General features: G+C 43.6%; 19 protein-coding genes and 1 pseudogene. 10 read left to right on the forward strand and 10 right to left on the reverse strand.

The window, feature by feature from the left end; all coding sequences use genetic code 11:
• Window positions 1-343: 343 nt before the first annotated feature.
• A pseudogene (locus HUF13_RS17550) lies at window positions 344-700 on the reverse strand (Gfo/Idh/MocA family protein); the annotation flags it as partial.
• Window positions 701-807: 107 nt separating this feature from the next.
• Here HUF13_RS17550 and HUF13_RS02020 point away from each other — a divergent pair.
• A complete protein-coding gene (locus HUF13_RS02020; protein WP_173473583.1) occupies window positions 808-1737 on the forward strand; it encodes a ketopantoate reductase family protein in 930 nt (309 codons plus the stop codon).
• 153 nt (window positions 1738-1890) lie between these two features.
• Here the strand turns inward: HUF13_RS02020 and HUF13_RS02025 are convergent, their stop codons facing one another.
• Window positions 1891-2268 (reverse strand): (deoxy)nucleoside triphosphate pyrophosphohydrolase, encoded by a 378-nt coding sequence (locus HUF13_RS02025; RefSeq protein ID WP_173473584.1) that lies wholly within the window; start codon window positions 2266-2268, stop codon window positions 1891-1893.
• A 187-nt stretch (window positions 2269-2455) separates the two neighbouring features.
• Here HUF13_RS02025 and HUF13_RS02030 point away from each other — a divergent pair, with 187 nt between their 5' ends.
• From HUF13_RS02030 to HUF13_RS02050, 5 genes are all read left to right on the forward strand, one after another.
• The gene (locus HUF13_RS02030; protein WP_173473585.1) at window positions 2456-2998 is read left to right on the forward strand and encodes a glutathione peroxidase; all 543 of its coding nucleotides are present in this window, start codon (window positions 2456-2458) and stop codon (window positions 2996-2998) included.
• 8 nt (window positions 2999-3006) lie between these two features.
• Window positions 3007-3444: a MarR family winged helix-turn-helix transcriptional regulator gene (locus tag HUF13_RS02035; protein WP_173473586.1), complete on the forward strand. Its 438-nt coding sequence runs from the start codon at window positions 3007-3009 to the stop codon at window positions 3442-3444.
• Entirely contained in the window at window positions 3441-3995 is a 555-nt protein-coding gene (locus HUF13_RS02040) for a low molecular weight protein-tyrosine-phosphatase (RefSeq protein WP_173473587.1), read from the forward strand. The genes HUF13_RS02035 and HUF13_RS02040 overlap by 4 nt, the downstream gene beginning before the upstream one ends.
• Before the next feature lie 265 nt (window positions 3996-4260).
• On the forward strand, window positions 4261-4704 hold the full coding sequence (locus HUF13_RS02045; RefSeq protein WP_173473588.1) for a hypothetical protein: 444 nt from the start codon (window positions 4261-4263) through the stop codon (window positions 4702-4704).
• Window positions 4705-4908: 204 nt separating this feature from the next.
• Window positions 4909-5355: a hypothetical protein gene (locus tag HUF13_RS02050; RefSeq protein ID WP_173473589.1), complete on the forward strand. Its 447-nt coding sequence runs from the start codon at window positions 4909-4911 to the stop codon at window positions 5353-5355.
• Between the two features lie 51 nt (window positions 5356-5406).
• Here the strand turns inward: HUF13_RS02050 and HUF13_RS02055 are convergent, their stop codons facing one another.
• The 6 genes from HUF13_RS02055 to dxr all read right to left on the reverse strand — a co-directional run bounded on the left by HUF13_RS02055 (window position 5407) and on the right by dxr (window position 12234).
• On the reverse strand, window positions 5407-6636 hold the full coding sequence (locus tag HUF13_RS02055) for an alpha/beta hydrolase (protein ID WP_304038710.1): 1230 nt from the start codon (window positions 6634-6636) through the stop codon (window positions 5407-5409).
• A 258-nt stretch (window positions 6637-6894) separates the two neighbouring features.
• Window positions 6895-8451 (reverse strand): fibro-slime domain-containing protein, encoded by a 1557-nt coding sequence (locus HUF13_RS02060; RefSeq protein ID WP_173473590.1) that lies wholly within the window; start codon window positions 8449-8451, stop codon window positions 6895-6897.
• Window positions 8452-8567: 116 nt separating this feature from the next.
• Window positions 8568-9044, reverse strand: a complete 477-nt coding sequence (locus HUF13_RS02065; protein ID WP_173473591.1) for a GDYXXLXY domain-containing protein — start codon at window positions 9042-9044, stop codon at window positions 8568-8570.
• Entirely contained in the window at window positions 9041-10009 is a 969-nt protein-coding gene (locus HUF13_RS02070; protein ID WP_173473592.1) for a DUF4401 domain-containing protein, read from the reverse strand. Before HUF13_RS02070 ends, HUF13_RS02065 begins: the two co-directional genes overlap by 4 nt.
• Window positions 9999-10985: a DUF2157 domain-containing protein gene (locus HUF13_RS02075; protein WP_173473593.1), complete on the reverse strand. Its 987-nt coding sequence runs from the start codon at window positions 10983-10985 to the stop codon at window positions 9999-10001. The genes HUF13_RS02070 and HUF13_RS02075 overlap by 11 nt, the downstream gene beginning before the upstream one ends.
• 100 nt (window positions 10986-11085) lie before the next feature.
• Window positions 11086-12234 (reverse strand): 1-deoxy-D-xylulose-5-phosphate reductoisomerase, encoded by a 1149-nt coding sequence (gene dxr / locus HUF13_RS02080; protein ID WP_173388168.1) that lies wholly within the window; start codon window positions 12232-12234, stop codon window positions 11086-11088.
• Window positions 12235-12430: 196 nt separating this feature from the next.
• Between dxr and HUF13_RS02085 the strand changes: the two genes are divergently transcribed.
• The 4 genes from HUF13_RS02085 (at window position 12431) to HUF13_RS02100 (ending at window position 20884) form a co-directional block, all read left to right on the forward strand.
• Window positions 12431-15043, forward strand: a complete 2613-nt coding sequence (locus HUF13_RS02085; protein ID WP_173473594.1) for a hypothetical protein — start codon at window positions 12431-12433, stop codon at window positions 15041-15043.
• Complete coding sequence (locus HUF13_RS02090) at window positions 15013-17592, forward strand: hypothetical protein (RefSeq protein ID WP_173473595.1); 2580 nt, start codon at window positions 15013-15015, stop codon at window positions 17590-17592. The genes HUF13_RS02085 and HUF13_RS02090 overlap by 31 nt, the downstream gene beginning before the upstream one ends.
• A 130-nt stretch (window positions 17593-17722) precedes the next feature.
• On the forward strand, window positions 17723-19702 hold the full coding sequence (locus HUF13_RS02095; RefSeq protein WP_173473596.1) for an SUMF1/EgtB/PvdO family nonheme iron enzyme: 1980 nt from the start codon (window positions 17723-17725) through the stop codon (window positions 19700-19702).
• Entirely contained in the window at window positions 19703-20884 is a 1182-nt protein-coding gene (locus tag HUF13_RS02100) for a histidine phosphatase family protein (RefSeq protein WP_173473597.1), read from the forward strand.
• A 98-nt stretch (window positions 20885-20982) separates the two neighbouring features.
• Here HUF13_RS02100 and HUF13_RS02105 read toward each other — a convergent pair whose 3' ends face one another.
• Together HUF13_RS02105 and HUF13_RS02110 are read right to left on the reverse strand one after the other, a co-directional pair.
• Window positions 20983-21864 carry a phosphatidate cytidylyltransferase gene (locus tag HUF13_RS02105; protein ID WP_173473598.1) on the reverse strand — a complete coding sequence of 294 codons (882 nt, stop codon included), beginning with the start codon at window positions 21862-21864 and terminating at the stop codon, window positions 20983-20985.
• Complete coding sequence (locus HUF13_RS02110; protein WP_173473599.1) at window positions 21857-22567, reverse strand: isoprenyl transferase; 711 nt, start codon at window positions 22565-22567, stop codon at window positions 21857-21859. Before HUF13_RS02110 ends, HUF13_RS02105 begins: the two co-directional genes overlap by 8 nt.

Here is a 22567-nt window from a genome sequence, read left to right on the forward strand (position 1 = left end):
CGTTTTCGTACGTGATGTTTATCCAGTCACTTGCATCCACGCCCGTTTTGAACTTGACGCACTTGCAATCCATGGACGTGATTTCGTTACGGACAAATTTTCCGTCAGTATCAACACGCTCGCCAAGGAACAAATCTGCAAATGTAAGGCTGTAAATGCCGATATCCAAAAGCGCACCACCCGCCAGCGACGGATTATGCATACGCTCCCTATCGCTGAGTTTCATCGAAAAATCGGCTTCAACTGTTTCCACATTTCCAATGCGACCTTCACAAATCCAGCCGCGAATCGTATCCAGCGCCGGCAAGAATCGCGTCCACATGGCCTCGCACAAGAAAACGCCCTTGTCATGCGCAAGCGCAATCACCTCAGTTGCAAGTTTTGCGTTCGCGGCAAAAGCTTTCTCCACCAAGATGTTCCGGCCATGATCAATGCAAAGTTTCGCAAATTCATGATGGTGCGAATGCGGCGTTGCGATATAAATCAAGTCAACAGCAGAATCTGAGGCAAGTTCCTCGTAACTGCCATACGCTTTTTTAAAGCCATACTCTTTCGCAAAAGCATCGGCCTTTTCCAAATTACGGGACGCCACGGCGTAACATTCCACGCCCATCCCCTTATTTTCTAAAGTATTTACAGCAGCAGCCATCTTTGTTGCGATATGGCCACACCCAAGAATCGCGAATTTCAAAACCTTCATGGTAAAAATATATATCGAAAATTTTTAAGCAGCAATAATTTACCACAAATACCGTTTACCGCTGTAGCCGAATAAAAAACACTCTAGAATTTGATATATTTTTCACCATGAATCAAATCAAGTCTGTTGCAGTTGTAGGTCTCGGGGCTGTCGGTGCCGTTGTGGCAGAACAGCTCTTGAGCGTTCTCGGAAACAAACTTTATTGCGTGATGGACGCCGAACGCAAGGCGCGCTACCAGGCAAGCGGAATCGTCATCAACGGGAAAAAGGCAGAATTCAACTTTGTCACGCCGGACGAAGTCCCGGTCGTTGACCTTGTGATTTTTGCGACCAAGAATTTGCAATTCAACGAAGCGCTCGAAGAAGCGAAAAATGCGGTCGGTCCGAACACGGCTTTGCTTTCACTCTTGAACGGCGTGCATTCCGAAACAGAAATCGAGCGTGTTTACGGTGCTGAAAAGACTTTGTACGGATTCATCGTTAATTTGCAGTCTATCAACAAGCACGGGAACATTGACTGCGCGGGTCGCGGCATCATCCTCTTTGGCGAAAAAGACAACCGCCGTTCCGAACGCGTCGAAGCCATCCACCAGCTTTTCGAAGATGCACACATCGTCCACAAGATTCCAGAAAACATCCGTTTAGAAATGTGGAAAAAGCTCTTGATGAACACCGTATTCAATTCGATCGGAGCGATTTGCCGTTCCACATTTGCAGGATTCAATTTCCCAGTGATGCAATCGCTTGTGCGTAAAATCGGAAACGAAGTGATTCAAGTGGCAAACGCCGAAGGCTTTGCGCTCACGAACGAAGACCTCGAAGAAAACTTGCGACTCACCTGCAACTACACGCCGCTCGGCAAGTGTTCCATGTTGCAAGACATTGAGGCCGGGCGCAAAACGGAGAACGCCTATTTCTGCGGGACCATCAGCAAGCTCGGAAAAGCACACGGGATCCCAACGCCCTACTGCGAATTCTTAGGCGAACTCATCGAAGGCACTGAACTCGCACGAGAATTGCAAAAGAAGCTGTCATAACAAGATTTCACTGGATTGGGCTAAAGCCCCAACTCTTTGGCTCGGTTATAAAAATGAGCAAGCTCATTTTTGCAACGCTCACCTTCTGAGTTGTTTTCGCTTCGCTCAGAATGACGAAGAAGCAGGATGCATTACGCGCAAATGACGATGATACTAAAGGTATTTCACGACTTCCACGTCGGCGGGGAGCCAATTCACGGAATTAAGATTTTCGCGGTCAAGCCATTTGGCGGCTTCGTGTTCCAGAAGTTTCGGTTTGCAGCCTGCGGCAAGCGAGCAATAAAAGCAACGCATTGTCAAATGGAATTTAGGATAATCGTATTCCACCGTGCAGATCTTTTCGCCAACACTCACTTCGACATCGAGCTCTTCTTTCAATTCGCGAACAAGCGCCTGTTCCGGAGTCTCACCCGGTTCCATCTTGCCGCCCGGAAATTCCCAGCCACCTTTCTGGTCGCCATACCCGCGTTGCGTTGCAAAAATGCGGCCACCGTCTTTAATGACTCCCGCAACAACTTCTATAGATTTCATGGAGCCAAAGATAAAAAACAAGATTTAACTAGATCCTTCGACTTCGCTCAGGATGACATTTTATTTGCGGGAAATCACATAAAAATACAATTATAGCCTACTTTTTCAATCAACTATTGCTTTTTCAAATTAAATTTTATAAAATTTAATTGCACAAAATTAAAACAGTGTATATGGAGAAAAAATTATGAACATCTACGATTTCACCCTGACCGACGGAAAAGGAAACGAAGTCCCACTCGCCAACTACAAAGGCAAAGTGATGCTCATCGTGAACACGGCAACAGGTTGCGGATTCACCCCGCACTACAAGCCGATTGAACAAATGTACGCCGATTTCCACGACAAGGGATTCGAAGTCATCGACATTCCCTGCAACCAGTTCAAAGGCCAAACACCAGGAACCGATGAAGAAATACGTGAATTCTGTACCCTCCATTACGGAACGGAATTTCCGCAGATGAAAAAGTCCGATGTGAACGGTCCGAACGAGCTCCCGCTCTACACGTACTTGAAATCGCAAAAAGGATTCGAAGGATTTGGAACCGGGATAAAAGCAGCGGCAATGGCTTTGTTCGTGAAAAGCATCGATAAGGATTACAAAAATAATCCCGACATCAAGTGGAATTTCACAAAATTCGTCATCGACCGCAAAGGGAACGTTGTAGCGCGTTTTGAGCCAACAATCAAGATGGAAAACGTACGCGCCTACATAGAAAAACTACTTTAGGGAACGCAATGAGTTACCCTCAATTAAAACTAGAAAACCAACTATGCTTTCCGCTATACGCCGTGTCCAAGGAAATCACTCGGCGTTATGCGCCATTTCTTGAGCCGCTCGATCTCACATACACGCAATACATCGTAATGCTTGTGCTATGGGAAGAGAAAAAATGCAACGTCACAGAGCTCGGGAAAAAGCTTTACCTCGATTCAGGAACACTTACCCCGCTCCTAAAAAAGTTAGAAAGCAAAGGTTACATCAAGCGCTCTCGCGAAGAATCCGATGAGCGTTGCCTTTCTGTAAGCCTCACCTATGACGGCGAAAAGTTGCAACACAAAGCAGCAAGCGTCCCCAAGTCAATGACAAGTTGTGTAAATTTGTCGCTAGACGAAGCCAAACAGCTATACAGCACGCTCTACAAAATTTTGGAAGGCTTCAAGGACAATGCATGATTAAAATTTTATTCGTATGTCACGGGAACATATGCCGTAGCCCCATGGCTGAATTTGTAATGAAAAAATTGATACGCGATTTGCCTGCAGTAGGAAAGCGCGAAATTAGTTCGTCCACAAAACTTGAAGTCGAGACGGACACAGCGCTTTCTACCGCGGACTTCGAAATCGCCTCAGCCGCCACAAGCACCGAAGAAATCGGGAATCCAGTTTACCCGCCAGCAAGGCATATGCTCGCCAAACACGGCATCGACTGCAGCGGCAAAACGGCACGGCAAATGACAACTGCCGACTACGAGCATTATGACTACATTGTGCTCATGGACCAGAACAATCTGCGGAATCTCCGCTGGATTTTGCCTCGTGACATTTACGAACGCGAAACTAGCGCCGTTGCCAGCAACGACACGCCCCGCAAAGTTTCTCTCTTAATGGATTGGGCAGGCAAAAGCCGCGACGTAGCGGACCCTTGGTACACCGGCGATTTCGAAGCTACATGGCGTGATGTGAACGAAGGTTGCAAGGCCATGCTCAAAGCTATTTGCAAATAAATAATCTCAAAGAAACGATTATTCCAATTTGGACTATTCATCACTGGTCTGCGGATTCTCAATTTTGTACTTTCAAAATTAACTCATACTTCAACCTAGCGCTACCCTTTTGGGGTAGCGTTTTTTTATCGTCAGCATTTTTCATGATAAACTAATTGTAAATATTCCAATTTAAATTAAAATCCACTACTCTGAGAAAATGTTTCTTTGTAGTTTACAAAATGGGCGGTCATCCGTCTAACAATAAAAACACAAGGAGGCAATCATGAAAACGGTAAAATTTATAACGGCTGTCGCGCTCATGTTTATGGTCACGGCATCGTTCGCGTCAAATAAAGTCGTCAAATCAAAACTGGGCGACATTGAACTTACCAATCAAAAAGATGGGGGTTCAGTTGTCTGCACCGCAGGTTTCAATGACGAACTGAAGATTCTTAAAGAAGCAGAAACTGCAGTCCTTGTCAAAGGAAAGTGCGGTAATGGTTGGGTCGAAAAATCGAAAATCGAATACGTCGCACAAGGTCCGGGAAACAAGTCCTATGATTTTGACAACATCGTAATCGACGGTTTCTTTAATGACCCTCTTATCAACATATTCTATGACAACCCCAACACTCTCGCAGAAGTAGAAATCAACCGCGACTTCAAGGAGTACCTGACTTACACGATGGATAGAGAACAAACCGAAATGCGAAATGGAGAAAACTAGTTCAAAAAAAAATTAAACAAATTTTCAACACATCAACCTAGCGCTACCCTTTTGGGGTAGCGTTTTTTATTGCCGGTATTTTTCATAACAAACTAATTGTAAATATTCCAATTTAAATTCAAAAGCACTACTCCGGCAAAATGTAACTTTGTAGTTTACAAAATGGGCGGCCATCCGTCTAACAATAAACACAAGGAGGCAATCATGAAAACGGTAAAATTAATGACGGCTGTCGCGCTCACGTTAATGGTCACAGCGTCGTTCGCGTCAAAAAACGTCGTCAAATCAAAACTGGGCGACATTGAACTCACCAATCAAAAAGATGGAGGTTCAGTAGTCTGCACCGCAGGCTTCAACGACGAGCTGAAAATTCTCAAAGAATCGGATTCGGCTGTTTTCGTCAAAGGGAAATGCGGACCAGGTTGGGTTGAAAAATCCAAAATTGAATACGTCGCACAAGGTCCCGGTGATAAAAGCTTCATCATGGACAGTGTCGGCGTGCAGGCCTGGATCGACAACCCGAGCGCCATCTTCGTTTTGGAAGGTAATGACATCGATTTCGATGGAGTTAGCATCGATCGCGATTTCAAGGAATACCTGACTTACACGATGGATAGAGAGCAAACTGAAATACGAAATGGAGAGAATTAATCTCACACATCAAACCAAACGCGGCCCCCAAAGGGCCGCGTTTTCCGTATTCTATTTTCTAACAAACTTCAGATTTTTTTGTTCACCAGACGGCAGGGTAACAACAATGCCATAAATTCCTGGCGATAAATCCGACAAATCTAACTGGTTTTGGAATAGCCCCCTAGAAGCATATGCACCATCAACAGAATAGATTTTATAACGGCATGTTTCAGTTCCATATACACGCAATTTATTTCCTTCTAGTTTCACATCAAAATGAGAAACATTCTTATTTGCAATAAATCGTGTCGTTTCATCCGATGAAGAATCCGCTTTTTCCGCCTTGGCTTTTCGAACTTCATCAAAAAAAGAAGTCATCTTACCCAAGTTTTCACTCGAATACATTTCATTTCCACCGTGAGTTCCGCCCGGCACTGAAACAAGCTCACTTTTCACCTTGTACTTTTGCAAAGAGTCATAAAGTTCCTTGCTTTGCTCCGGATTCACAATTTGATCAGCCGTTCCATGGAACAATATTGTCGGAGCATCACCTTCACTGGCATAATACGGCGAACTCGCCACCATCCATTTATCCTTATTGCCTTCGCGCTCTGCTCCAATAAAGGCTCCCTCGTATGTTCCCGAGCCCATAAAGTTATTAATTGGGTTCATGGTGTAAATATCTGTCGGAGGAGACCAAAGCGTAGCGGCATCAATACAACTGCTGAACGAAGTAAAACTTCCAAGGTCACCTTCCAAATCTACAGTCACAGAGCCCGACTTACCTTCTTTTAAGCCGCAGGTCGTAGCAACGAGACTTGAAAGGTGACCTCCTGATGAAAATCCAGACATAGCAATAAACGACGTGTCTATTTTATACTTACTTGCGTTTCCGCGCAAATACCGCACCACCGCCTTGAGATCATGTAGCTGAGCAGGATAAATAGCATCGCTTGCCGATCGATGGTTCGGTGTGACAACCGCATAGCCCGCCTTAAGGAGCGCCGCGCAAATTGTATTTAAATCCGCCGAGCCTTTAGAATTATTCATACTCCAAGCACTGCCGTAAGTATGAACCACCACCGGATACAAATCCTTGTCCCCTTTAGGCAAGTAAATATCCATTGCGTGATAGGTTTTTCCATCGCCGACGTAGTTTACATCAGCAAATTTTTCGGAATACTCCAGCTTATCGTTGCCAGATTGCGGGCCACCAAAGCCACCGCCCATACCACCGCCCCACTGGGCGAATGCAGAAATAACGGCGGTAAGGCATACCGCCACAGTAATTTTTTTCATTATCCACTCCAATCAACTACAGCCCTAACACAGAACTGCAGCCATTTGTAATATATACAGAAAAAAGCCCCACTGGACAACGTGAAGCTTCTTTTTCATTGTTCTATTTTACAACTAATTAATTATTAGTTTATCGACTGTTCATTTCAAGAACGCTAAAGCGAGCCGAACAGATGGCGGATCACGCTTCGACTTCGCTCACTTCGATTGAACTCAGCGCAGGCAGCACTGGAGTCCACCATGACGTCGCCATAAAGCCTATTTCGGAAGGCGGTCAGCAGGGAAGATACTGAAATAAATTTCGGAGCCGTTCGTTTGGCGGTTTGTATAGAAGATATGCAAATGATGCACAGAACCATCAGCCCAGCCCAACGAGTCCGAGGCCCCCTTGCAGTTATCTTCAAGGGCAAGAGGTTCGCCTGCATGGCAACCGTGATTGTTTTCGGCAAGAGTCTTTAGCTGGAAGCTGGCTGGGACAAGCATGTGATCGCCGCCCATATCGGCCACTAGTACACCATCGACAAAGACCCACATGTCGCCGCTGCTGGCAAATTCAAAAACTTGCGGAGTCGGAACTTGTTTAGCGGTTTCATAAATGAACGGGGTATAAGCCATCATGGTAAAATGGAAATTGCGGAGATGTTGCAAGCCCAAATAAGAAGTTTTGCTCCCGAAAGCTTCCACCGCCTTTACAGCAGCGCTATGCCCAGAACCATTTGAATTGACAGCACGTGGACCGCCCTGATTCAACCATTCAGTGCACAAATCACTAGTTTTTTGTCCAAATTCATCCACTTGACTACTAGCGTACATGTAATTGTACGGCGGACAAAAGATTGAAAGCGACTGGGGCTCATACTGTTCGCACGAGCTATTCACCTGAATTGACGGGTCGCAAGGCTTATTCATCACCCATTGGCTTGTCACAGGATCAATGCTATCAAGTGGGAAAAAGCCGCCGTTATTATAACCACGGTCGAAAACATAATCGCCTGACACAGAATCCTTGACTAGTTCCAAAACGGCATTAACGCGTTTGTTGACAGACGGAACGTCGGTAAACCATTGATCAAAATTCGCATTATCGCAGCGTTCGCTCATCTTGCTGATCGTAACGCCTTCAAGCATGTCAATTTGACCGTCAGTACCCTTTTGGGTGAATTTCAAGAATGAGCTGACCATCCCCGTCGTTGCAATTACAGGATTCGACCAAACATTCCTTTTGCAGGTATGCCGATGATTCAGGCTTTCTGAAACATTCATATATCCACGAAGAAGCCGCTGATGAGAGCCGCTATAAACGTGCTCAGCGCATTCACCGTACTCCAGCACCGGACCAGCAGAAGTTTGCTGCAGATAAGACGGCAAAGAAGTATTCGCCTGCATCGGAAGTCCATCTACACCAATCGCAACACCAAAGCCAGACTCAATCGTTTGGGCATTTCCGCAAGTATAATGATAAGCCGCTGCAGCATACCAATCGGTTCCAAAGCCAAAAGCGTTCATCGCCGTGCCGGTTCTAGTGACATAATTATAAATATCATCCAAATGCTCCACAGCTTCTTCCGAGAAATTTTCAAAATCTGAATGGTTCGGCTGAAAATCACGAATCACAACATTCATCTTGCTAATCGTTCCAGAAGCAGCCGCATATTCATAAGATACCGCGGATTCATTTTCCGTTTGCGAAGAATTTTCAGATGACGAAGAAAGCGCCGTCCCCACTGGCGATGCTATTGCTGTCGAATCGTCTGAACACGACGAAAGAAGCGCAAGCAAAGGAATGGCACAAAAGCCCATGGACAAAGATTTCATATAAGACCTCCTTAAACAATTGGTACCAAATTTAAAAAAGTACTTGTTCAAGAGAGAAGCTATCAGAGACAATCAGGGCATTCCCATCACCATCAGGAACACTGGACAACATTTTTCTACTCAATCAATCGTCCATCTTTATTGCATAATCCAACGAGTATGCTGTTGCCATCCGAATCCACTTTTAGCAAGCCATATTCAGCTTTTTCGTATTTTTTAGCGGAACCTTCCTGGAAAAAATAGTTATCGGCTCCAATAGTCAACCGTCCCAAATCTCTCTTATAACGGATTATAAGTTCTCCATCGTTCACATTTTTGCCGCTCTGCAGGCGCACAAACTCTGCCACCCTATTGCGGCCCATTTTTACCACAATGTAGCCAGATTTTGAATCGTAGCCTATTTTATCGAAAACTTGATAATTCAACGCCATATAGTCGCCCTGCATAAGCGAACGCGGGTCAACCGGCGCAAGGCGCAACAAGACTTCGGTGCCTTCGCCAATCAGCGTTTCTTTTTGTATCACCGAAAAGGTAAAGAACAGGAGTACCAGTATCAGGTTCACTGCTAATACGATTTTATAATTTTTACTCATTTGATCACGCGTTTAACAAAGTAAAACATCAGCAAGAAAAACAATCCCGAAGCCATCAGCAGATAAGACTTGTTTATCAGCAACATATCTAAATCGTAATAGAAGTAAGCGAGTCCTCCAACAAATGTTGCAGAAAAGATAACCAAGCACACATAGTCGAGAACCAAAAACGACAGCAACATTCCTACAATCGGCAAAGCCATAGCAGGATACAACGCTGTAGACATACTGCAAGATAGCGCAAGTATATAACCAACAATCAACTTTTCGCCTGTAACATAATTGCGCAGCAAAATACAAGCAATAACAAAACTGATTGCCGCAAAAACAATTGCAAATGCAGTATTGTCGCCATGAATAAACCACAAAAGCACAACTGATACTGCGGCCGTAGCAAAACGGATGGTTTTCAGATAGTCTTTAACCACTGTTGAAGCAAACCATTTATCTCTGATGGTGGCAGCAAATATGCCCATGTAGACTACGATAATCGCAAAACAGGACATTTCGATATTGCGATTTTTCATCGCGTGACCAGATAAAAAATTGTCGAAATACGAGAAGAAAATAAGCGGAAGCACCACTGAAGCATAGCAAATCAGCATCTGCCGGCACAAGCGCATCTTGCTCAAAGCAAACGACAAAATAGCCGCCACAAATTGCAGCACCAGAGTCAGCGTCAAGTGGTGATCACCTGCAACATACCCGAATGTAAACCCGACAATAAACAGCGGAAACGCCACCAACAGCAACAACACATCATTGTCGTCGGACTCTGTGTCTTGCGAAAAGACTATCGCACAAACAATTGCAACCACCGATAGCATGCCATATATAGCCAAGTGACCTTGCACAAAAAGAGCTACTATACCAGCCAACAGCGCGGCAATGATTATTCCGCCAAAGCCCATCACTATCAGCAATGGCCAAGGCAAATGGTTGGATTTAGGGCTATTATTTTCCATTGTCGATAACCGATTGTTTTGTTGACGTTTCAGATTTTTCTTGCTTCCACTTTCTGTATTGTTCTACAATAGCAAAGGCCGCTCCAGCCAAGGCAGCAGCACTTAGCATCAAGTGGAGCAATAGTCCACCCAAATCATGTGAGAGACATCTGATAAAAACGCATTCCAGCACACTCAACGCGCCTAAGAACAACATGGAATAAAGCCATATACCCTTCTGCTTCAGCGCAAACCATATTGTCGCAGCAGTTACTGCAAAAGCAATCAGAAGATTAAGCGCAGACACTTCACTAAAAATTACAAGGCACACTACGGACACAGCTACGCCAAATTCAATTGTAAACAAAAGGCTTGTAAACCAAGACGGCGGAGCGGACAAACACGGCAGATATTTTGAAGCCAAAATAAAAAATGAAATCCACGCCGCACCATAAAGCATAAACACTGTCGTAAACCAATCTCCGTTTGGAAATAAAGGAACAACGCCCATCGAAAAAAGCGCAATAAAGAACGTCCAAAGCGGATAGAAATCAGCGATAAACACCCACGCCAAGATGCAGAATGCCCAAGAGAGAAAAAATACGTAAGAATCGGCCTTGGTCTGATACACTTGTCCGAATATCGCCCAAAATACGCCCACAAGCCCACATAGCACAGATACCGTGATTTTGCGAGTGAAGTCGCTCATCTTCACTTTCACAGCCACCGCAAAAATCGCAAGAATCAACGCCACGGCTATGCCCATTTTCACAAAGCGGTGCATGTGCTCCCAATTGTAGGCAAAGAAGAATATTATGCCCGCAAGCATCAACCCCGAGCCTAACGTCAGCGTAAAAATCTGCAAAAATCGCATCCAAGCCTTAGCATCGGCCAATTTAGGCTTGTCGCTCCCTGATAATATAATTGAATCGTCCATATTAAAAGTAATTGTTTTATGGTTACTTCTAAAATATATCTTTTTCGTGGAAAAATTCACTTTCGTAAAAAAAAAGACCCCGGCACTGAGGCCGAGGTGACAATGTTGTAGTGACGAGACTATTCTTGTCACGATTCACGTATGGGGAGGGCTCCTCCTTTTACTTCAAGAAGCTTTCTGTCATGAGGCGGGCTTCCTTGTCGGCTTCGAGAACTTGTTCGAGCGAGAGATGGCCTGTGACATTCGGAGCCTTGTCCATCACCATTTCCACATACTTCGGGATGTCCGTGAACTTGAGGTTCCCTTTGAGGAAGCGGTCCACGAGGACTTCGTTTGCAGCGTTCATCATCGCAGGGACGATACCGCCACGGCGGCCTGCGTCAAACGCAAGAGCGAGGCAACGGAACTTGTTGAAGTCCGGTTCGAAGAACGTGAGCTTTGCAAGAGTCGGCAAGTCGAGGCGCTTCGTTTCGAGCTTGAGACGATCCGGCCACGTGAGTGCCACCTGGATAGGAATGCGCATGTCGGGAGCGCCGAGCTGTGCCATCAAGGAACCATCGCGGAACTGCACCAGCGAGTGCACCATGGACTGCGGGTGAACCACGACCTTGATCTGGTCATACGGAATGTGGAACAAGAAGTGTGCTTCGAGCACTTCGAGCCCCTTGTTCATCATGGACGCAGAGTCAATCGTAATCTTCTTGCCCATGCTCCACACCGGATGATTGAGGGCGTCAGCGACTGTGATGTTTTCGAACTTTTCGATAGGCCATTCGCGGAACGGGCCACCCGAAGCCGTGATTTCGAGGAATTCCACTTCAGATTCGCGCTTGCCGCCTTCAAGGCACTGGAAAATGGCGCTGTGTTCAGAGTCAATGGGCGTGATGAAGGACTTCGGATTTTCGGCAAGTTTGTCCCAAATAACCGGGCCTGCCATCACCATCGTTTCTTTGTTAGCGAGAGCCACGTGCTTGCCGTGTTCAATAGCGGTAATGGTCGGAAGGCAGCCCACAGCGCCCATCAGAGCGTTGATGATAATGTCGGCCTTGGGGTCGGCAGCAAGTTCGCAAAGACCATCCATGCCAGCGAGCACTTTTTTGCCGAGCAAGCCTTCGAGTTCCTTCGCGGCAGCTTCGTTGAACATGCAAACGCGTTCGACATTGTACTTGCGAACGATTTCAGCAACCTTTTCGACACTGCTATTGGCAGCCACAGCGTAAAGGTTAAAGATGTCGGAATGTTGGTGAATCACATCAACACTGGAGGTGCCGATAGAACCGGTGGCACCGAGAAGAACGACGTTTTTCATTTTCAAAATCTCAATAATTACAGGTTTTATTTGCGATTAAAAGATAGCTCTTTTAGAATCCCGAGCAACCATCTGAAGTCCAAAAATCCCCAAATCGCCCCCAAAAGCGTCATTTTATTACAAATTTGATACAGCTGTCAAAATTTTATCGAATTTATCATTTTTTTATTATTTTGCACTAAAAAAGGAACAAATTATGGCAAATGAACAATTGCAAATCAAACCAGACACACCTTTCGTATTTGAAATCAATGATACTACAAGTGAAGTTGTAGAAAATTTTGAAAAAAAAGACACTTCAATTTTCCAAAATATCTATAACGGCATCTTCCCCGCTATAAAAAATACTTTAGAAACCTACGAGTTAAATAAAGACAAAAACAAAGAAAATCCAAATAATATATTTGCAATTATCGGGGATAGAGGGGCTGGAAAAACATCCTGCATGAAATCAATAGCATTAATGCTATCCGAAAATAACAAAGTAGAACATTCCGTTTTTGCAAATTTCGATGACAACTCTTTTCAAAAAAAATCCTTCGAAGTAATCGAATCAACAGATCCATCATTCTTCAACAAAAACAAAAATATTTTAGATATCGTTTTAGGCAGACTATTTTCTCGATTCGAAGAAGAAGTACAACGAAATCAATCAAACAACATTAACAAAAAAAACACAGTTCTTCAAAATTTTGAAAATGTCAAACATTCTTTAGCTAGTATGGAGAAAAACGTTTGCGAAGACGATTGCGTCAATCAACTTATTGATTTAAGCGCCTCCGTAGATTTAAAAAAATACATCGGAGAATTAATTGATAGTTTTTTAGACTATATCGGAAAAGATTATCTTGTAATTCCCGTAGATGACATTGATTTGCACACGCTTTACGCATTCGACATGGCTGAGCAAATCAGAAAATACCTTGCACAACCAAGAACAATTGTGCTAATGGCTCTAAAAATCGAGCAACTAGAATATGCAATTGTCAGACATTACCTAGATCATTACAAAATGATGCTTGATCAAAAAATTATTCATAACAGTAATGTCACAGATATGGCTGTTAAATACCTAATCAAGCTCATTCCACAAAGTCATCGATTTCCTTTAATTTCCATTCAAGACCTTTTAAATGAAAAAATAGAAATTAAGAATAATAAAAATATAGTCACACAAAAAAAACATACTTTAAAAGAAATTATTATTGATTTAATTTTTGAAAAAACACATTTATCTTTTTCAACATCATCAAAAGATCCAAATCTTATTATACCCAACAATCTTCGAGAATGTCGATACCTATTAGAATTTTTAATTCAAATGGGAAAATACTCCACTACAAGATCAGGAAAATACAATCAACAAAAATTCATAACTCACCTCATTAACTATTGCGAAAAATCATTAACTTCAGATGACATATCTTTTTTAAAAAATCTTACTACAAATATTTCCGCCAGAAATTTAAACAAATACATCATCAACTATCTATCCTCAAAATTAGAACAATTTACAGACCCTTCTGAACCCCTTTATAGAAGACGCGTTTTATTAGGATCTCGCATAAACAGAATCATCAGTTTAAGAAACTCGCCCTACAATGTATCATGTGGAGACCTAGTGGCATTTCTCCAATATTTCGAATCAAGAATTTTTCAAGAAAGTGATACACTATTTACGTTTGCCATAAAAACATTATATTCAATTTTATTAGACCGCACTTATAACGAAAAAGAGAACAACAAGAAATCTATCGATGATAAAATAAATTACGATAGCATTGTCGGAGGAACTTTCATAAGTGAAAGTGATTCAGGAATTAACAGCCATTTTTCTTCAAATATCATTTATAAATGCAATCGTCAAATTCGTAGAATAATTTCAATTAATAGTTTAAAAGACAATCTAAAAGACGCCTTAGATTCAAAAGGCAACATAAAAGATTTAGAAAAATTCAACACCATCGAGTTTTTTGCACTAACAATTTCAAGAGCTTACACATTTAACAATGACGAGTCTTTCAGAACAAAAATCGACCCAGTATATACAGCAGAATTTCCTAATGACAACCCATACGTATGGTTCGACATTTTTTCACTTTTCACCAACATAACTCATATTGAACAAAGTTACAATCGAATTGATCCAAATCTTTACAAAATAGCACAAAAAAATCCTAAATCACTTTTTTCACTAATGCGAAAAACATGTCTTGATTTAAAACAAAAAAATGCCGATAAAAATATTGACGGGAATCAAGCATTTTCATCATGCAGCTGTATCCGAAATTTTGATGATTTAGAGAAAATTAGATATAACCTAATCAACAGCACACAAACCGAAGACAATGGTATCGACACAATAGAAAACATTTTAGTTACAATTTGCCCCAATATAAAACTTGAAAATAATGAAAATGATTTATATCACGAAATAAACTTCAACTTCATAGAAGTTTTATACAATTTTTTGAGCAGTCAAAAAACCAAATCAACATTTAACAATATCTATGAGAATATATCAAACCAAACATTAAATCATTTCAACAAACTCAACCAATTTACTCAAGGAATAGCTTTATTGACTGTTTTAAACAAAAAATCAGATCCTCAAAAAATAAAAGAAAACGTCCTTACAAGTATCAAAATATACATAGCCAATCTCAACTATAGCAACACTATAATCGAAGATTACATTCATGAGAATCTTGAAGATATTGATGTAAAAACACTCGAAGGCGCATACAAATTCGCACGCACCTACAACACGTTCATCGATTGGCTCAAGACTCTCCCCGTTATCGCTTAATGACAAATCTCAGCTCCATACTTCAAACATATTTCATTGACATTAGCGTCAATGAAATATGTAATTCAATAGGCAAAGTAAAGCCAGATTCTTACGACAAAGGTATTCCCGAGCCTTTGTTTAAAAAATATTTTTTAAACCATAATTCTAATTACGGAACCGATGTCGTTTCAAGCATCCATGAATATGCAAATAATTATTGGATGAAGCAAAAAAACTCATCTAACGACTTCAACGGCGTATTCAACATTCTCAGAAACGCAACTAAAGATTTATTGCATTGGGACGAATATGGAGAAAATCTTGCTTGCAAATACGAAGAATACTTAAAGTGGAACGACATATCTTCCTTTGTTGGCGAAGACATCTTCACAACATCTTTTTTAGCAAACAAAAGCATTGAAGATAATTATTCAATTGAATCTTTTGCTTGGAAGCCGCATCTTATTTCCGATTCCAAAGAAGTCAACGAAATCATTCACAGAGATCTATTCGAGCAACATTTTCACATGTATGGTTCTTCCCTCTGTTTTGCCATAAATTGGATTGCGGCAATGAATGATAGCCATCAAGTCAACAAAAAGAAAAAAGAACTAAATGCTTTCAGCGAGAACCTTACAGAAAACATCATCAAAGCTGCAGCCATAAGGCTATTCCTCTTCGACCATCTATTTGATGTTAAGCTAAATACAACAGAAGCTGATTTGATTAAAATAATTCAAGCGCAAAACATTCAGGAAATCAACGCATTATTTCTTAAATTTGCTAACACAATTAATGTTGCAAGAGATCTAGACAACATTCTAAAATACGATGGATTCACTTTTGATTATACATTAACGAGACCTATTACCGACAACGACACGCAACGGTATTATAATGTTCCTTTAATCGGTGAGCGCAAGCTATTATACAGAGCCTTCCAAAAAATTTATTCATGCGATAAAACTTTCGAGCCATATAAAACATATTTCTATATCTATCTCGTTGCCAAAAACAAAGCTCGTCAATTTTTTGTTCAAGACAACAAGACTAAAGGTTTTTCAAGATTTCAGGATTACGACAAAAGAAAAGCCCATTTTATAAAAGATGGTTCAAAATATTGGAATATTTTCTGTTTTATTTCAGCACAAACAACGGCATGCAATCAAGCCATGAAAGGGCTCGAAATGAGAATTGTGCCCAAGTTAGAATCACAACAACAAGCTCAAGAAATAAAAGAAATAAACACCAGTATCAACAATCATGCATTTGCGCTAGATCAAGATAATTTAATTTCGCAAAACAAACAAAAATTGGGTTACATTCTTCACTTTATAAAAGAAAAAGACAAGGATTTCAAAAAAATCGGAGTATATTGCAAAAACGAAAGTCTCCGGGATAAATTGGACAAACAAGCGAGCGCCATAGCAAGGCTCATCGCCACAAACAGCATGTACATTCAAGGCGGAGTCATTCCGCAACGCAAAATCAACCAAAAAGATTCCATCTACCCCATCATTGGTATTGACGCTGCAAATTCCGAATTTGGCTGTCGTCCAGAAGTTTTCGCAACCGTATTCAGACGATTAAAATATGTCCATCACAGCAATCGTACAGATTATCTTTACAGTCGCAAAAACTATCAACTGGGCAGAACATTTCATGTCGCCGAAGATTATTACGACATAGTTGATGGACTCCGAGCTATTGATGAATGTATTTTCTATTTAAACTTTGGCGAAGGAGACCGCCTCGGTCATTGCGTAGCACTCGGCATTGAACCTCAACGATATTACAAAACTAGAAACTACACCATCATTCTACCGAAGCAAATTCTTTTGGACAACGCCGTTTGGCTTTTGTTCAAAATGGATGAATACTCGATTCCTGATTCCAATGGATTAAAAAAACGTTTAAGAGACGTTTTTCATTTTTACTTTCCACAAATATACAAAGGGTATAGCGGTACAATCGAAGACTACTACTCGGCATGGAAACTTCGCGGAGACGATCCAAGATCATCCACGCCAAAAGATTCGTACATTAAACCATATCTTTTGAACAAGATTGATTCAGAATTAGACTTATTCCGAGAAAATGAAGATATTAGCAATTTGTATAGAGCATACCATAGTTGCGACCAAAGAATTAATGGAGAGGAACTCGTTGAATTTCAGCTAAAAGATAGCGATGTCTGGGTGATTCGAGACCTACAGCAATTCATGCGCAAAGAAATCAGCCGGAAAAAAATTTCTATCGAGACAAACCCCACATCGAACATCATTATTACCGATGTAGAACGCTACAGCAAGCACCCTATTTTGCAATTCTATAATTATGGTTTATCCGATGATGCAAATCCAGAACAGATAAATGTTTCGATAAATACAGACGACCAAGGTGTTTTCGCAACATCGCTCGAAAAAGAGTTCACGCTCATGGCCTGTGCGCTAGAAAAAAAACGAAACGACATCGATGGGAAGCCGACATATTCTCCGAAAGACATTTACAAATGGCTTGACGACATTCGACAATCCGCAGGCCGAAGCACATTTTTCAAGGAATAACAGCCTAAGCATAGCATTTCCTACATTCCAGACGCATTTTGTCCACACGTTTGCGAAAATTTACAAACGGATTCGTCTTTTTTAGGTTATTTTGATTATGGGTTAGGTTTATTGCTCGAAGGAGGTGCTTATGCGCATACTTTCCTCGGGTGTATATGCTGCGTGTTGTTGCGCAGTGGGGATGTTATGGAGTTGTTCGGAATCGTCTAGTAATGACATTTCCGCACCAGAAAGCAATCTTTCTTCTTCTGATTATCAAGAATCATCAGGGGCCGGTGTGCCTTCAAATACAGAGTCACCCAATTCATCTAGCGGGAATTCTTCTGAACATGCGGAGGAATTGTCATCCGCAGGATCAAATTCTTCCGCAGTAAATTCGGGAACATCATCGACAGACAAGGCAAGTTCATCAAGCAATCGCTTTCATAGGAATTCATCTTCGAGCGACAATTTCGGCAAGTCGTCCGCAGCACAGACAAATTCAAGTTCCAGCGGCAATTTCACTTACATTTCGCCTGCAAATTTTGCCGATACAGTTAACGGCACTGTTTTCAACATGGTTTATGTTGCAGGCGGGAACTATACACGAGGCTGCGATAATTGCGCCGAGCAAGACAAAATTTACGAATCCCCATCGCATAAAGTAACTGTTAGTGATTACCACATTGCACCGACCGAAGTGACGATTGGTCAATGGAATGCGGTCATGGGCGGCAAAAAGAGCGCCTGGGAATCGGACAAGGCGCCCAAAATTGGTGTCAGTTGGTTCGACGCCAACAATTTCGCCTGCAAGCTTTCGCAACAGACTGGGCATCAGTACCGTTTGCTCACGGACGCCGAATGGGAATTTGCGGCACGGGGCGGCAAGGACGGAGTCGCAGACAAGTTTAAATTTTCAGGCAGTAACAACGTCGATGATGTGGCATGGTACTCCGAAAATAGCGGAGGCAAAGCGCACGATGTTGCAACCAAGAAACCGAACAAACTCGGTCTTTACGACATGAGCGGGAACTCTTGGGAATGGGTTTACGACTGGCTTGTCGCCTACACCTCCGGCGACAAGGTAAATCCGGTGCAGCTCACCGGTTCTGGCAACAAGACGCGTCGAGGCGGGAGTTACGGCGAGCCCGCTGAATTCGCAAGGGTGAGCCGTCGCGCCATCCGTAGCCGCGATGGCGCCGCAGACATGGGGTTCAGACTCGGCATGTCTGCACAACTCCCGCCGGGAATGGTCTCGCCATGCGAAGCGGCAAACCCAACAGCCGCAACATGCAGTGGCGACAAGAACCGCGACTGCCGTTTGATCACCGCCGCAGACGAAGCCTGGATTAGCGATGATTACACAGTCGTTATCGACGAAAACGGAGTGGCAGCAGTTTCCGGATTCCCGAATGTTTCCGGGCAATGGTACACGCTCAACAACCGCAGTTTCAACGTCGTCACGAAAAGCGGCACGAAGACATACGCCTATTACGTGTTCAGCGAAGACGAACTCACCATGATCAGCGATGACGGCATTCCCTACCGTCTATACCGCCGAGCCTTAAGCGAATCTAAGAATAAAGTAAATTTACCAACAGTAAGCAATCCCAAGACATTGCAACAACTGCTTGCCGCCGTGGAGCCAGAGCGCCTCGTGTCCGACGAGCAAATCGCCCACCCCGATACTAGCGTGCGCGACCCGCGAATCGCCGCCGCAAGCGGTTACACTTGGTTTTTTGACGGGCGTTGCTGCGGTGGAAACCACAAGTACCGATTCCATCTCGACAAGAATGGCGATGCAGAATTCGTGGTAATGGACTATGACGACACTCATCACGAAAACATCCTTGCAAAAGGCCGCTGGTTCACGGTCGGAAATATCGGACTGCACATTATATTTAACGGAAAATATTACAACTACCTTTACACCGCCGGCGAACGCTCCATGAGCTTTAGCGAGTACATGCCCGCAGGCCCTATATTCTGCCACATTTCATTCCAAAGCTACGAACGCGGCGACTTCCGTATTTTCAACAAGACCTTATTCGACGACAAGATTAAACGCCCGCGCGGATTCAACGGCGAAAAGCCTGTTTATGAAGCAGGTGATTATCAATGGGGATCGTAAATGCGGAACATCACCTTATCACTCGCCGCCATTGCAAGCCTTGCCACCGTGATTTCTTGCGGTGATTCTTCCAAATCGCCCACAGCCGTCAAAGCAAACGAAAGCGCCAATTCATCGCCGAGTGATCCAAACGACACGCTATCATCGTCAAGCATCCGTACATCGACAGGGGCAATTTTCTCGAGTTCCGCAATTCAAGGATCCAGTTCCGCAGCTATTCCGCATTCTGCAAGTTCCTCAAGTTCTGCGACAATTGCCGATTCCTCGGCAATTACAAGTTCTGCACATTCCACAAGCGAGAAAGTTTCATCGGCAAAGCAGACTTCATCAAGTTCAGCACACTCCTCGACGCATCATAGGATTTCGTCTTCGAGCATTTCATCATCTTCGGCACAAGCGCCGCAACCGCAATCGTCCGCAACTTCAATCCCACTTGATGCCGACGGTTTCGCAACAGTTGCCGATGTTTACCACAGCCTTCGCGAAAACGAAAAAGCCGTATTCATGATTCGACATTCCGAGCGTGAAGACAATGTCGCCATAGAAACAGAACTAACCGCAAAGGGCGTCAAGATGGCCCAAGACTTAGGCGCCACTCTCAAAAACGATGAAGAATTTTCGTACATCACATCGGGATTTGTGCGCACAAACGAAACGGCCAATAACATTTCCAAAGGCCGTGGCGAAGCAAAACTTCCCAAGCTCATTACCAATTACGACATCACCGGAAACTGGTTCTTGAAAATTTCTGCCGATTCCCTCGCACAATACGGTACATCACTCGGAATGAAGGGTGGCTCCGTTGAACTCATGGCCCACTGGGCATACGACGGCGGCTATCCCAACGCACTTTACGAGCTCTCGCCCCGCGCCGAAGAATTCATGCAAAAAGTCATCCTCAAGAATTTGCCCAAGTGGAAACGCGTGAGCATCATGGTCTCGCACGATATCCTCGTAATGCCACTCACCGTATTCGGTTCTAAAGGCAAAGTCGCTTTGAAATATCACGAAGATTACCACTGGATTAACTACATTGCAGGCCTTGCCATCATCATCGACGAGCAAAACAACATGCGCTACATTCCCGTAAAGGGAGCCGAATCCGGAGTGATTGACTACCTAGCGATATATCGTGAAGAACACGGCATTGGGGGAAAGAACCCTACATTTCCTAAAAAATAGTTCCTATACGAACCCCTAAAAAAATATCCCTTGCTAAAACAAAGACCGTAACCGAAGAAATTCAGTTACGGTCTTCCTTTAAACTTTCCGTTTATGTCTTATACAATGGTCTTCAAGAAATCCATGAAAATGTAAAGAGCCGGGGCAGCCAAGAGGAACGAATCGCAACGATCCAGCACGCCACCATGGCCTACGAACAAATTGCCAGAATCCTTCGTACCGCTCCAACGCTTGAGCGCAGACATCAGAAGGTCGCCCACCTGGCCTGCAACTGTAATGAGTAAACCAATGACAATCGCAGAAGCCCAAGTAAATTCCACTTCGAACGAAGCAAGAGAAGCACTGCACTTGACCCAGTAAGCCACCCAAGCAATCGTTGCGATGGAACCGGCAACAGAGCCTTCCCAGGTTTTCTTAGGGCTGATGCTCGGAGCGAACAAATGACGACCAAAGGGGCCCTTGCCAGCGGCGAACTTACCGAAGAAATACGCCACCGTGTCACAAAGCCAGCACGAAGTCATCACCAAGATGAACGGATAGCAATGTTCAAGACCATGACCGTTACCCATCATGAGCACATTCATGCCACCCCAAAGACCTACATAAAGCGGAGCACCGAATTGCATCACTAGCCATGGGAACAAGTGATCGATTTCCACCTTTGCAAAGGCTACACCGATATAAATTGCAAAGACAACAAGGAACGTCATGCCCACGACAAAAGGAACTGCCGGGAGTCCAAAGTACCCGCCCTTGGAAAGAGTCCAAGCGAGAGTCAATGCAAGCGACGATGCGAACGAAAGATAGCGCATGTCAGGGCCCTTGTAAATTTTGGACGCCATGCCAGCCCATTCCCAGGCTCCGACAGCACTCAAGAAACACATCAGTCCAATGCGACTAAAATCGTTGAACCACAAACAAACAAATACAATTGGAATAGCGATAAACGCCGTTATCAATCGTTGTGCAAGATTACTCATGCAAAACCTTCCCAAAACGTCTTTCACGGGTCTTGAAAAATTCGACAGCCTTCATAAACTCTTCCTTGGTAAAGTCCGGCCAAAGCGTGTCCGTCACATAGAACTCGCTGTATGCGGCCTGCCAAAGCAAGTAGTTCGAAAGGCGGAATTCTCCACCGGTGCGGATGACCAAATCCGGATCGGGAGCGCCCTTTAAATAAAGATTCTTTGCAAACAAAGTTTCGTCAATATCATCAACCTTGAGCGAGCCAGCAGCAACTTGAGCAGCAATAGACTTCGCAGCTTCCACGATCTCTTGCCTGCCACCATAAGAAATGGCAAGGTTCAACTGCATGCCCGTATTGTTCGCAGTAATATCAATTGCGGACTGGAGACTTGCACGCGGTTTTTCAGGAAGGCGGTTCATATTGCCGATGACCTTGAGTTTCACATTCTTTTCCATGAGGTCGGGGATTTCTTTGACAACCATCTCGATGAGGAGGTTCATCAAGTAATCCACTTCCTTGGAGGGGCGTCCCCAGTTCTCGGAACTGAAAACATACAAGGTCATGTGTTCGAGCTTGAGATTTACACCCACTTCGACAGCGTCAATAGTGGACTCGGTTCCCTTGCGGTGACCGAGGAAACGTTCCAAGCCACGGCTTCGAGCCCAGCGCCCGTTGCCGTCCATGATGATAGCGACATGTCTAAGTTGATTTGCCAC

The organism is Fibrobacter succinogenes, from assembly GCF_902779965.1.
GTDB classification, from domain to species: Bacteria; Fibrobacterota; Fibrobacteria; order Fibrobacterales; family Fibrobacteraceae; genus Fibrobacter; species Fibrobacter succinogenes_F.

Excerpts from the sequence above, each read along its gene's own strand:
- HUF13_RS02020 (WP_173473583.1), top strand. The coding sequence starts at position 808 with ATGAATCAAATCAAGTCTGTTGCAGTTGTAGGTCTCGGGGCTGTCGGT.
- HUF13_RS02025 (WP_173473584.1), bottom strand. The coding sequence starts at position 2,268 with ATGAAATCTATAGAAGTTGTTGCGGGAGTCATTAAAGACGGTGGCCGC.
- HUF13_RS02030 (WP_173473585.1), top strand. The coding sequence starts at position 2,456 with ATGAACATCTACGATTTCACCCTGACCGACGGAAAAGGAAACGAAGTC.
- HUF13_RS02035 (WP_173473586.1), top strand. The coding sequence starts at position 3,007 with ATGAGTTACCCTCAATTAAAACTAGAAAACCAACTATGCTTTCCGCTA.
- HUF13_RS02040 (WP_173473587.1), top strand. The coding sequence starts at position 3,441 with ATGATTAAAATTTTATTCGTATGTCACGGGAACATATGCCGTAGCCCC.
- HUF13_RS02045 (WP_173473588.1), top strand. The coding sequence starts at position 4,261 with ATGAAAACGGTAAAATTTATAACGGCTGTCGCGCTCATGTTTATGGTC.
- HUF13_RS02050 (WP_173473589.1), top strand. The coding sequence starts at position 4,909 with ATGAAAACGGTAAAATTAATGACGGCTGTCGCGCTCACGTTAATGGTC.
- HUF13_RS02055 (WP_304038710.1), bottom strand. The coding sequence starts at position 6,636 with ATGAAAAAAATTACTGTGGCGGTATGCCTTACCGCCGTTATTTCTGCA.
- HUF13_RS02060 (WP_173473590.1), bottom strand. The coding sequence starts at position 8,451 with ATGAAATCTTTGTCCATGGGCTTTTGTGCCATTCCTTTGCTTGCGCTT.
- HUF13_RS02065 (WP_173473591.1), bottom strand. The coding sequence starts at position 9,044 with ATGAGTAAAAATTATAAAATCGTATTAGCAGTGAACCTGATACTGGTA.
- HUF13_RS02070 (WP_173473592.1), bottom strand. The coding sequence starts at position 10,009 with ATGGAAAATAATAGCCCTAAATCCAACCATTTGCCTTGGCCATTGCTG.
- dxr (WP_173388168.1), bottom strand. The coding sequence starts at position 12,234 with ATGAAAAACGTCGTTCTTCTCGGTGCCACCGGTTCTATCGGCACCTCC.
- HUF13_RS02085 (WP_173473594.1), top strand. The coding sequence starts at position 12,431 with ATGGCAAATGAACAATTGCAAATCAAACCAGACACACCTTTCGTATTT.
- HUF13_RS02095 (WP_173473596.1), top strand. The coding sequence starts at position 17,723 with ATGCGCATACTTTCCTCGGGTGTATATGCTGCGTGTTGTTGCGCAGTG.
- HUF13_RS02100 (WP_173473597.1), top strand. The coding sequence starts at position 19,703 with ATGCGGAACATCACCTTATCACTCGCCGCCATTGCAAGCCTTGCCACC.
- HUF13_RS02105 (WP_173473598.1), bottom strand. The coding sequence starts at position 21,864 with ATGAGTAATCTTGCACAACGATTGATAACGGCGTTTATCGCTATTCCA.